This window comes from Desulfoluna spongiiphila (assembly GCF_900101345.1).
In the GTDB taxonomy this organism is placed as follows: domain Bacteria; phylum Desulfobacterota; class Desulfobacteria; order Desulfobacterales; family Desulfolunaceae; genus Desulfoluna; species Desulfoluna spongiiphila.
Genome location: NZ_FMUX01000008.1, coordinates 244,185 through 255,553 on the forward strand (window position 1 = coordinate 244,185; position 11,369 = coordinate 255,553).

The window sequence follows — 11,369 nt, forward strand, 5'->3', positions numbered from 1 at the left end:
CCACCGCTTGAGCCCCGTCAGAGGGGCATATTCTGTCAAAACCAACTAAGATAATCATCATGATTGCCCCCGCTGTCAAGGCATCATGCGTCATCCGTTTTTTTTATAAGGGCCGCACACTGGGCTGCCATGCCCTCCCCGCGGCCCACAGGCCCCAGCCCTTCGGTGGTGGTGGCCTTGATATTGACCTCCCCGGGGTCCAGGCAGAGCACCTCGGCAATGTTCTCCCGCATGGCCGCTTTGTACGGAGAGATCTTCGGCCTCTCGGCCAGGAGGGTGGCGTCAATGTTCACCACCTCATACCCCTTCTCCCCCACCAGCGCCACGCAATGGGCCAGCAGCACCAGGCTGCTGATCCCCTTGAACCGGGGGTCGCTGTCCGGGAAATGCTCCCCGATGTCCCCCAGGCCTGCCGCCCCCAAAAGGGCGTCACACACCGCATGGAGCAGTACATCGGCATCGGAATGCCCCAGGAGCCCTTTCTCATAAGGCACCGTCACCCCGCCCAGAATCAGCTCTCGCCCTTCCACCAGGCGGTGGACATCATACCCTTTTCCTATTCGCATCACGTTTTGCCTCCGGCGGCCAGGGGATGATCCCCTGGACCCCAAGCTCGCGAATGCTCCCGGCCTTCGTTCCTCAGGCCGATCGCATTCGCTGACGGGCTGCGCCCGTGATTTATGGCATCGGTAGACGTCATCCCCGGCTGATTAATATAGTGAAAACCTATAATCAACTTTCCGCAGGAGCAGACAAAGCCTTTCAAGTTATCCTGCAACCGGGGCCCAACCCATCACCCCAAAACCTGTTTATCAAACTTTTCAAACGCTTGCCCCCCAGCAGGGCCGCCGGAGGCATTTTTTTATTTATTCATCTTGGCCCAGGCGTCCCGCAGGGTTGCGGTTCGGTTGAAGACCGGTTTTTCCGGGGTGCTGTCCACGGGATCAAGGTTGAAGTACCCGGTGCGCTCAAACTGGAAAAAGGCCCCGTTGTCATTCTTCACCACCCCCGGCTCGACCTTGCAATCGGTGAGGACGGTGAGGGACTCGGGGTTGAGGTTATCCAGAAAGGAGTCGCCCTCTTTTTCCGGATTCTCCACCTTAAAGAGGCGATCGTACACCCGGACTTCGGCGTTGACGGCGTGACGGGCGGAGACCCAGTGGATGGTGCCCTTGACCTTGCGGCCATCGGGGGTGGACCCCCCTTTGGACTCGGGGTCGTAGGTGCAGAGCAGCTCCACCACCTCGCCGGCCTCGTTTTTCACCACATCGGTGCAGGTGAGGTAGTAGGCGCTGCGGAGGCGCACTTCACGGCCCGGGCCCAGGCGGAAAAACTTCTTGGGGGGCTCTTCCATAAAGTCGCTCTGTTCGATGTAGAGTTCCCTGCAAAAGGGAACCTTGCGGGTGCCCATCTCCGGCTTCTGGGGATGGTTCATCGCGTCCATCTCCTCCACCAGCTCCTCGGGATAGTTGGTGACGGTGACCTTAAGGGGTGCCAGCACACCCATAACCCGGGGAGCCTTCTCGTTCAGGTCCTCACGGACGCAGTCTTCGAGAATGGTGTAATCGATGCGGCTCTCTTTTTTGGAGATGCCGATGCGGCGACAGAAATTGCGCAAGGCCTCCGGGGTATACCCGCGCCTGCGGATCCCGCTGATGGTGGGCATGCGGGGATCGTCCCACCCGCTGACGTGTCCCTGGTCTACGAGCTGGAGAAGCTTACGCTTGCTGAGGACCGTGTAGCTGAGGTTGAGCCGGGAGAACTCGATCTGCTGCGGGTGACACGGGGTTTTCAGGGTCTCCAGCACCCAGTCGTACAGGGGACGGTGGTCCGCAAACTCCAGGGTGCACAAAGAATGGGTGATGCCCTCCATGGCGTCTGAAAGGCAATGGGTGAAGTCGTACATGGGGTAGATGCACCACGCCTCTCCGGTGCGGTGATGCTCTGCCTTGCGGATCCTGTAGATGGCCGGGTCCCGCATGTTCATGTTGGGTGAGGCCATGTCGATCTTTGCCCGGAGGATATGGGTGCCCTCTTCATAATCGCCCCGCTTCATCCCCTCAAGGAGCGCCAGGTTCTCTTCCACGCTGCGGTCCCGGTAGGGGCTGTTTTTGCCCGCTTCGGTGAGGGTGCCGCGGTGTTCCCGGATCTCCTCGGCGGAGAGGCTGTCCACATAGGCCTTGCCCATCTTGACCAGCTCCACGGCATAGGCATAAAGGGCTTCAAAATAATCGGAGGCGTACCGGGGCTCCCCGTTCCAGGAGAACCCCAGCCAGGAGACGTCCGCCTTGATGGCGTCGATGTATTCCACGTCCTCTTTTTCCGGGTTGGTGTCGTCAAAGCGGAGATTGCAGACGGCCCCCTCATACTCCTCGGAGATGCCGAAGTTGAGGCAGAGGGACTTGGCATGTCCTATATGAAGGTAGCCGTTGGGCTCAGGCGGGAAACGGGTTACCACGCCGGCGTGCTTCCCGGAAGCCAGGTCTTCGTTGATGATGTTTCGAATAAAATCAACTGGTTTGTTTTCGGTTTCGCTCATATACGGCAGCTCCCTGTTGGCTCACACCCGTCCATGTGTGATGGTGTCGTCTTAGATGTATGAAAAAGCGGCAGCGGGGGGTTCTGCCTGGGTACAGGCTCCCGTCCGCTGCGGCGGTCTTCTGCTCAAAATCGGTATTTTTACCACAACCCCCGCACCAACACAAAAGGAATCACCGATGGTCGGCAAGGAATTCAACCACGGCCCGGTAGACCTTTTCGCTTCCTTCATGGAGAAGAATCCCATGGCGGGAAAAGTTGAAAAGGCGGTACTCCTTGTCCTCGGAGGTGATGCGGTCGAATATCTTCCGGCTCCCCTTGGGGCTCACCACGGGATCGCGGGCCGATTGCACGATAAGTGCCGGCATGGTGATCACCCCCAGCTTCGGCGCCAGCTGGTCCATGAGGCGGTCAATCTCCCGAATCCCGGAGACGGGATTTCGGGCGTAGTTGATGTGCGGGTTTTCCGGGTTGTTCTCGATGAACTCCTTGCGCACCCTGTCGATGCGCAACCGCTTCATCAGGGCGTTCCAGGTGTCCACGGCCGGCACGAACCGGCTGGAGTAATCCTGGAGCTTCATGGGCGGAGCCACGGCAAAGACCCCCTTGACCCTGCCGGCTTCGTCGATGCGGGTCACAAGGTCCAGGGCCAGTCCGGCCCCCATGGAGAAGCCCCCCACAAAAAGGGTGTCGCACATATTCTTCAGCAGGGCATAGCCCTCCTCCACCGAGACCACCCAGTCCAGGTACCGACGCTCGGCAAGGTCCTCGGGGGCGGTGCCGTGTCCCTGGAGACGGGGCATGTAGACCCAGTATCCCTGGCGCTGGAGCTCGTCGGCAAGACCCCGGACTTCCGCCGGAGCGGCCATGTAACCATGAATCAGGAGGACCCCCATCCTCTTTTCATCACCTTTGAGAAGGCAGGGACTGCCGATCTCGGCGGGCTTGCTCTCCCCCTCGATAAAAAAGGCCTCGCGGTCCTTTTTAAAATCGTTGATGCCCTTCTCCATCAGCAGACCGAAAATCCGCCTTCGGATCTGGGTGCCGGGCTCACGGGCCACCTGGTCCACAAAGGCGGTGAGGTCCGTCAGGGGCTCCACCTCGTTTGCCATCACCATCAGGGGATTCTGGATGCGCAGGGTGTGAAACTGGCCCTCGTCTTCCAGGAGCTCGGGGTTCCGGATAATGCCCCCCTCTTCGCTCCGCCGGACCACTCCCTTGGACTCGGCCACCTCCATGATATTGGAAAATTTCTCGTAGCGGTCATCGGTGAGCAGATGGCTCTGGGGGTCCTCCAGGCTGGAGTGGATATAGATCCCGATCTGCTTGCGGAGCCAGTCACTCACCACAAAGGCCCGGGTCTTCAAGTCCATGGGGTCGATGTAATCGCTTTTGTGGCGCATCATCAACAAGGAAAAAATATGGTCGTGATTCACCGTGGTCATGCTGTAGATGGCCGTCATATAGGCCTTCATCAGAGTGCGGGAGGCCTCCCGGAGCACATCGCGGGAGTTGATGGGGTCGTCAAAGTTGATGGGATCATCCGAAGCGATGTCCCAGGCCACCACCGGGTTTTTAAGATAGGGCCGCACCTTGATGGGTTTTCCGAACCGCACGTCCACGTCCACCCCGTCCAGGAGCATGCTCCCTTCGGTCATGAGTTCTTCCAGGGTCCGGGTGGAAGGGTTGTCAATGAGGGTCCCGGTGATGCGGCTGATGATGGACTCCCGGGCACGCAAGGGGTAGTAGGTGATGTTCACCGGAACAATGGAGGTGGCCTGGTCCAGCCGGGCCTCTCCCTCCTCCATGCCGAACAGCTCCAGCAGGCGACGGTACTCGTCCGGCTTTTTGGCCTGCATCATCTTCAGGCGTTCCCTGTAAAACTCCGTACGAAGGGCCAGGGTGGCGGCCCCGGTGCGGGGAGGATGAGGCCCCTCTGCGGCACGGATCACAAACTCCCCGTTTTCGAAGATCTTCTTGGTCTTGACCATGCGGCCTTCCGGGAAGATCACCCAATTGGCCTCACCGGTCAACAGGGACTTCACCATGAGGCTATCCCGATCGGGATCCCGGGTGGAGACGGCCCCGGCCTCGCTGATGAAATCCCCCACAAACCCCTTGAAAAGGGCAGCATCCGCCAGGGACCACACGGGCACGCCCGTCACTTTTTGAAGGTGCAGGGGAAGAAAAATGGTTTCGATGCGCGTGAAGTGATTGACGGCAAAAATGACGGAGCCTTCGGGGATGTTCTCCTCACCGTGCAGGTTCACACGGGCGCGCGTCATGTCGTAGATCGCCTTGATGGCCAACCCGGTGGAATGAAAGGCAAATCGGTTCATGATCGGTCTCTCCGAAAAACAGAATATATCAGCGTGAAGGGTGAGAAACAGATCCCATGAGGGGATGCGGACACGAACATTAAACAGGGTTTGGTTTCAAAAGTCCATACCCATTGACAATTCATGCAATAGGGCATATTTAAGGTCCTCATTCGGTCTCGCTGTCTGATAGGCAAAAGATTGCCTGATGGACCAGAGACCGCCTGACCGGCACGGGGCAAAGGCGTATCTTGCCTGCACCCGCCTGAAAGCCCCACCCTGCCGTGCTGCCCTCGTCGCCCTCCGGATTGTTCCCCATGTGACCCGTTGGCCCTGATGACATCCCGGCACCACCTTAATACCACACACGGGCATGCGAGCCCCAGACCACTGCATTATGAACCAGCCATCCAACAAATTACTCGGGTTTTCATCGGTCTTTGCTTCGGCCGTCTGCTTCTACCTTGCCACCGCCGCCCTCAGATGGGCCCGGCTCAGCGGGGTAACCATCGATTCGGCGAACTTTGTCTTCGGCCGCTTTTTCCTGGGCTTCGTCATGGTCGGGATCCTTCTCCTTGTGAAAAAACGGCCGCCCAGGCCGGTGAACTGGCACTACCTCATCGGCAGGACCGTGGCCAACACCATGGCCGTCTACTGTTTTTTCAAGGCCGTGGACCTCACCAGCGTGGCCGAAGGCAACATCCTTAATATGACCTACCCGCTGTTTGTGGCCCTCGTCAGCTGGTTCACCCTGAAGGATGAGCGCAGCTACGCCTCCATCTGCGTGGTCCTTGTCGCCTTTGCCGGAGTGGTAATGATCCTGGTGCCGGACATGCTGCATACCGGCCTTCTCTCCCAGTTCAACCTCAACTCGCTCTGGGGGCTTGGCTCGGGCATCAGCGCCTCGGTGGCCATTATCTACCTCAACCTCTCACGGCGGGTCCATTCCACCGAGACCACCCTCTTTTTCATGTTTGCCATGGGGTGTGTCATCATCCTTCTCCTCTTCCGGGAGCGCATTGTCTGGCCCGACGGCCGGGCCTTTCTCTTTGTGGGGCTCTGCTCGGTCGTCAGCGTCATGGGACAGGTCTTCATCACCTTCGGGTTCCGGTTCGTGACGGCCGTGGAGGGGAGCATCATCTCCTCGTCACGTATCCTCCTGGCCGCACTGCTCGGCCCGGTCATCGCCGCCGAACCTGCCCTCACCCTCATCGGCTGGCTCGGGGCCTTCCTTATCTTCAGCGGCAATGTGTACCTGGCCCTTGCCCCGAAAAAGAGCACACCCCCGGCGCCCAAAGACTGAATGCCTGGAACCGTTTTCCGCCAAGCCATCGCCCGTTGATCAGGCGGTGGCTTGGACAGATTTGGGTCCTCGGTGCCCCCCTCGCTGCCTGTCATAAAGCCCATCACCGGGTTAGGTATCGGAGAAAACAATCCCGCCATGCAAACATCAATCCGGTGCATTCCTTGCCGGAGAGAAAAAGGCCTCCCGCCCCCTCACTGGAAACGGTCTTGATTTCACTAAAAAAGACACCCGTAAAAACCGTACCGTTACTTGCGATAGCACTTGACATTTAATTTCCCGTTGAATAACATCGTTTACGCGTACTAACATCCCCCTCAGTTGAGTTATTTTGAGACATTGCCCATGGCGGATCCGGCTCTACCTTGCCCCGGAACAAAACACTGTTCGTGCACCTTAAAATAGGTCATACACCGGTACCTATGTCACTCAAAGGAGACGAAAACATGAGACGATGCCTGCTTTTCCTTCCCCTCGTTCTTTCTCTGCTGATTGCATCTCCAGTCCTCGCCCTGGACCTGGATGTAAGCGGCAGCCTTCAGTTCGAAGGCGTTTACAACGAAAACGCCACACTGCAGAAGAGCGACTCCGCCGACAGCTTCAGGGAAATGCGGCTTCGTGTCCTCACCGAGGCCCAGATCACCGACAACATCAAGATCATCACCCGCTTCGACGCCCTGGACAAGGTCCTCAGCTCCAGGGACTCCGCCTTTGACAACAACGAAGACGACGACAACTTCGACTTCGACCGCGCCTACGCGGAAATCATCACCCCCATCGGCCTTCTCTCCATCGGCCGCATGCAGGGGGTGGTCTGGGGCACCAGCTGGTCCGACGACGAGGCCGACACCGACCGCATCAAGCTCGTCACCCCCATCGCCATCGGTGAAAACAAACTCTACATCGGGGCCGTGGCCGAAAAGGTGACGGAAAACGACAAAGGGGTGGAACTCTCCAGCAAGGACAACGACAAGTACTACATCGGCGCCACCTACAAGACCAAAAAGTACAGCACGGGCCTGCTCTCGGCCTTTTACAACTTTCACCTCTTCCAGGACCCGCAGCAGGCAAAACTGAAAACGGATCTCGACAATGCCGGTGGTGAGGCACAGGCCACGGCGGACGGGACCACGGCAGCCCTCCTCAAGGCAGAAGCTCAGCGCCTCGGAAATGACGCCTCTAATTATGCGGACCTTGCGGCGGCAGTAGCAGCCGATGGCGGCTTTGGATCAAATCTTTTCAATCAATACGCTGCCTTGGCAGCAACTTCGAAGACTCAGGCTGAAGCCATAGCAGCGCAAGCCGGTCAGGTTGTGGCAAACTCGGATGCCCTGCAAGCAGCTGCCGCCCTCCAGGCCCTGCCCCGCGGCGCCACCACCGAAGCCAAGGTTTTTCTCCTGGCTCCCTACTTTGACGGCAAATTCGGGCCCCTGGGCATCACCACGGAGCTGGATTACATCTTCGGCGAGGCCGAGTACGACACCAATAACACGGAGCGGGACGTGGAAGGCTACGCCTGGTTTGGGGAGCTCCGCTACGACATCGCGGACTTCACCCTCCAGGCCGGCTACGCCATCACCAGCGGCGACGCCGACTACGATGACGACGACATCGGCAGCATGGGCTACGTGGCACCCGGCTCGGACTGGGCCAAGGCCTTTATCCTCACCAGTGACGAGCACGGCATGAACACCACCCTAGGCGACGGCCTCGGCAACCTCGTCGGCGATGGCTTCGGCACCGCGTACACCGCCGTTCTGGATGGCTACCGAATGATATACGCCGGGGTCAACTACACCTGCTTCGACGACACAGTAAATTTAGGCGCCCTCATCGCCAGCTCCCAGGCCGACGACACCCCGGGCAATGTGGACGACGACCACGGCATCGAATACGACCTGACCCTTACCTGGAACATCATGGACAATCTTGTCTACACCGGCGTTGCCGCCTATCTCCAGGCCGGGGACTACTGGAAAGAGCGGAGCGGAAACCCCAACGCCGCCGAAGACACCTATGCCCTGTATCACAGACTGGAGCTCTTCTTCTAGCTTCCCCCTCCCTGCAAGAGGCCGCCTCCTCGGTTAAGACTGTCTGGCCTTGACCAGTGGAATGAGGCCGGGATATCCCTCCCCGGGATCTCCCGGCCTTTTTTGGTGTGATGGCGGCGAAAGCGAAACCCTGCGAAAATCATAGGCGGGATCACAAATCCCATTGAATAGCTTAGCAACCATGGCCCCGGCCTTAGTCATCGTTTCGGCCGTCCACCTTAAAAACCAGCACGTTTCTCCATGCTTGGTCTTTATCATCATGTGGCGTCGACCTGCAATGAGCTGATACGTCGGGTGCACTCCGTGCACCAAAATCAAAGCCCGTCATACCCCGAATGCCTCGGTAAAATCAAAACCTTGGGTGACCCGGACACGGTGCACAGAGTGCACCCTACGGGCTGTCGGCCTTTTGGAGCGGTGTCACCCTGGTGGCCCAAACGAGGACCAAGACCCCTTATTTATACTATGCAGCGCACCCTACCTTACAACCCTTACCTCGGCTCATCTGAAGGGTGAGAAAACCGAGCAGATAACCATGAATGACAGTTTGTATTTTTGAAATATCTAATTTTTCAGGTTAACTACGTGTAATAGGATGCTATTAATTTAGCCCGATCGATTTATCATCGAAATATCCGGGCTGCACCGTCGGCAACGCCATACCCGCATAAGCTGGCTATTTACAACTTTTAAACAGTTAGCCCCCGGTGGGGCCGCCGGAGGCTTTTCACTGAAACCTAACCCGTTCCCCAAAACGCCGCCATCCCCACCCTCTCCGGCTTCTTCAAAATGTTCCCCTCCCCCGAACAGGTAAAAGGAATACATGTTCTATTTTTGAAATCCGGTGGTCATGCAGCGTTCGTACGTGATATAGTGCCGCGTCTTATGTTACAGGGCACCGCAGGTGATCAATGGCCGACTCACCGGACGTTGATCAGCCAAGGCGCTTGTCTGAGAATCTGCTGATTTTTCAAGGGGGAAGGGAACAGATGAAACACCAAACAGACAGACGATTTATCCAGGCCAACAAGGAGGCGGCCATTGCCGTTGCCTTGAGCCTCGCCTACTTTATCTGGTGGTATGCCACCGCCTACGGATTCGGGGACAGGCCCGTCTCCGAGTACGCCTATGTCCTCGGGCTCCCCGCCTGGTTTTTTTACAGCTGCGTGGTGGGTTTTCTCCTCTTTGCCGTACTGGCCGCCCTCATGGTGCGGTTCCTCTTCAAAGAGGTCTCCCTTGAAAAAACAGATGGCGCCAAAGGGGGTGAGGCATGATGCAACCCTCCCTCATCATCCCCCTTGCGGTCTATCTTGTCCTGGTCTACCTGCTGGCCGCTTACGCCAACCGGATCCTCTCCAAAAGCGGCAACTTCCTTGAAGAATACTTTATCGGCAGCCGCCAGATGGGCGGTTTTGTCCTGGCCATGACCCTGGTGGCCACCTACACCAGCGCCAGCAGCTTTGTGGGGGGGCCCGGTATCGCCTACAAAATGGGCCTGGGCTGGGTACTCCTGGCCATGATCCAGCTGCCTGCGGCCTGGCTCTCGTTGTCGGTGCTGGGAAAAAAATACGCCATCATCGCCCGGCGCATCAACGCCGTCACCATCAACGACATCCTGCGCGCCCGCTATGACAACCAGTGGGTGGTGATCTTCGGGTCCCTGGCCCTGGTCACCTTCTTCATCGCCGCCATGGTGGCCCAGTTTGTGGGGGGCGCCCGGCTCTTTGAGGGCATGACGGGCCTCTCCTACAACACCGGCCTGATCATTTTCGCCTCCACCGTGGTGCTCTACACCACCATCGGCGGATTCCGCGCCGTGGCCCTCACCGATGCCGTCCAGGGGGTGGTCATGCTTGTGGGCACCACGGCCCTTCTGGCAGGAGTCATCAAGGCCGGCGGAGGGATCCCCAACCTGGTGGCCTCCCTCCACGCCGTGGATCCGGCCCTCATCACCCCGGCCGGGCCCAACGGGTTCCTCAGCAAACCCTTTATCCTCTCCTTCTGGGTGCTGGTCTGCTTCGGGGTCATCGGCATACCCCACACCGCCGTACGATGTTTCGGCTACAAGGACAGCCGCGCCATGCACCGGGCCATCATCGTCGGGACCTTTGTCCTGGGCTTTCTCATGCTCGGCATGCACCTGTGCGGAGCCTTCGGCAGGGTCATCGTTCCCGGCCTCACCGCTGGGGACAAAATCATGCCCGCCCTGACCCTGAAAGTCCTTCCCCCGGTCTTTGCAGGCATTTTCCTGGCCGGGCCCCTGGCCGCCATCATGAGCACCATCGACTCCCAGCTGATCCTTGCCTCGGCCACCATCGTCAAAGACCTCTACATCAATTACATCAAAAAAGAGACCCCCGAGACCGATGACATAAAGGAGGGCCGACGGCCCCTCATGAAACGCCTCAGCTTCTACACCACGGCGATCCTGGGGCTCATTGTCTTCGGTGCCTCCTTCAACCCCCCGGACCTCATCGTCTGGCTCAACCTCTTCGCCTTCGGTGGCCTCCAGGCCGCCTTCCTCTGGCCCCTGGTCCTCGGCCTTTACTGGAAACGCGCCAACGCCTTCGGTGCCCTGGCCTCCATGGTCGTGGGCGTGGGGTCCTACTTCTTTTTTGCCGTCTACGTCAAACGGGTGGCAGGCATGCATGTCATCGTACCGGTCCTGGCCATCACCCTGGGCGTCTTCGTCCTTGTGAGCCTTCTCACCCCCAAACCCCACAAGGCCACCCTGGACCTCTTCTGGGGAACCGGCAACTGCCGGGCTGGAAAAAAACCAAAAGCGATACCTCCGGCGGCAAGGTGAGCCACCTTGAAAGCTGGTTGCCGCTGCGCTTTAACCCTCGTTCCTCGGGTTAAATCACTGCGGCATTGATGGGTGACCTGTATATTCACTATGTATCTTAGCCCTTATGATTCATTGAATCATTTCAGGCACAGAAACAAAACACCCCGCAAGAAGTCTCTTGCGGGGTGTTTTGTGTTTTCAAATCTGTAACTATTCAGCTCTTAAAAAGCTACCTTCTATGATTACGGCCTGATGAATCACAGGGTCAAGAGGGCCCAGGAAAAAACAAAAGCAATGCCTTCTATGGTTAAAGTTCGGATGAATCACAGGGTCAAGAGGGCTCAGGAAAAAACAAAAGCAATGCCTTCTAT

7 protein-coding genes are annotated in these 11,369 nt (G+C 58.2%); 4 read left to right on the top strand and 3 right to left on the bottom strand.

What is annotated here, in order from left to right; genetic code table 11:
• Positions 1-83: 83 nt before the first annotated feature.
• The 3 genes from ispF to BLQ12_RS12885 form a co-directional block, all read right to left on the bottom strand.
• Entirely contained in the window at positions 84-566 is a 483-nt protein-coding gene (gene ispF, locus BLQ12_RS12875; RefSeq protein ID WP_092211060.1) for a 2-C-methyl-D-erythritol 2,4-cyclodiphosphate synthase, read from the bottom strand.
• 296 nt (positions 567-862) lie between these two features.
• Positions 863-2,539 (bottom strand): glutamine--tRNA ligase/YqeY domain fusion protein, encoded by a 1,677-nt coding sequence (locus BLQ12_RS12880; protein ID WP_092211061.1) that lies wholly within the window; start codon positions 2,537-2,539, stop codon positions 863-865.
• A 172-nt stretch (positions 2,540-2,711) separates the two neighbouring features.
• Positions 2,712-4,877 (bottom strand): alpha/beta fold hydrolase, encoded by a 2,166-nt coding sequence (locus BLQ12_RS12885; protein WP_092211062.1) that lies wholly within the window; start codon positions 4,875-4,877, stop codon positions 2,712-2,714.
• A 376-nt stretch (positions 4,878-5,253) separates the two neighbouring features.
• Between BLQ12_RS12885 and BLQ12_RS12890 the strand changes: the two genes are divergently transcribed.
• The 4 genes from BLQ12_RS12890 to panF all read left to right on the top strand — a co-directional run bounded on the left by BLQ12_RS12890 (position 5,254) and on the right by panF (position 11,016).
• A complete protein-coding gene (locus tag BLQ12_RS12890; RefSeq protein ID WP_217640304.1) occupies positions 5,254-6,159 on the top strand; it encodes a DMT family transporter in 906 nt (301 codons plus the stop codon).
• 446 nt (positions 6,160-6,605) lie between these two features.
• On the top strand, positions 6,606-8,210 hold the full coding sequence (locus BLQ12_RS12895) for a hypothetical protein (RefSeq protein WP_092211064.1): 1,605 nt from the start codon (positions 6,606-6,608) through the stop codon (positions 8,208-8,210).
• 989 nt (positions 8,211-9,199) lie between these two features.
• Complete coding sequence (locus BLQ12_RS12900) at positions 9,200-9,484, top strand: YhdT family protein (RefSeq protein ID WP_092211065.1); 285 nt, start codon at positions 9,200-9,202, stop codon at positions 9,482-9,484.
• Positions 9,481-11,016 (top strand): sodium/pantothenate symporter, encoded by a 1,536-nt coding sequence (panF, locus tag BLQ12_RS12905; protein ID WP_217640305.1) that lies wholly within the window; start codon positions 9,481-9,483, stop codon positions 11,014-11,016. The genes BLQ12_RS12900 and panF overlap by 4 nt, the downstream gene beginning before the upstream one ends.
• The last annotated feature ends 353 nt before the right edge of the window (positions 11,017-11,369 follow it).

Coding starts and splice junctions, on each gene's coding strand:
- ispF (WP_092211060.1), bottom strand. CDS start 566: ATGCGAATAGGAAAAGGGTATGATGTCCACCGCCTGGTGGAAGGGCGA.
- BLQ12_RS12880 (WP_092211061.1), bottom strand. CDS start 2,539: ATGAGCGAAACCGAAAACAAACCAGTTGATTTTATTCGAAACATCATC.
- BLQ12_RS12885 (WP_092211062.1), bottom strand. CDS start 4,877: ATGAACCGATTTGCCTTTCATTCCACCGGGTTGGCCATCAAGGCGATC.
- BLQ12_RS12890 (WP_217640304.1), top strand. CDS start 5,254: ATGAACCAGCCATCCAACAAATTACTCGGGTTTTCATCGGTCTTTGCT.
- BLQ12_RS12895 (WP_092211064.1), top strand. CDS start 6,606: ATGAGACGATGCCTGCTTTTCCTTCCCCTCGTTCTTTCTCTGCTGATT.
- BLQ12_RS12900 (WP_092211065.1), top strand. CDS start 9,200: ATGAAACACCAAACAGACAGACGATTTATCCAGGCCAACAAGGAGGCG.
- panF (WP_217640305.1), top strand. CDS start 9,481: ATGATGCAACCCTCCCTCATCATCCCCCTTGCGGTCTATCTTGTCCTG.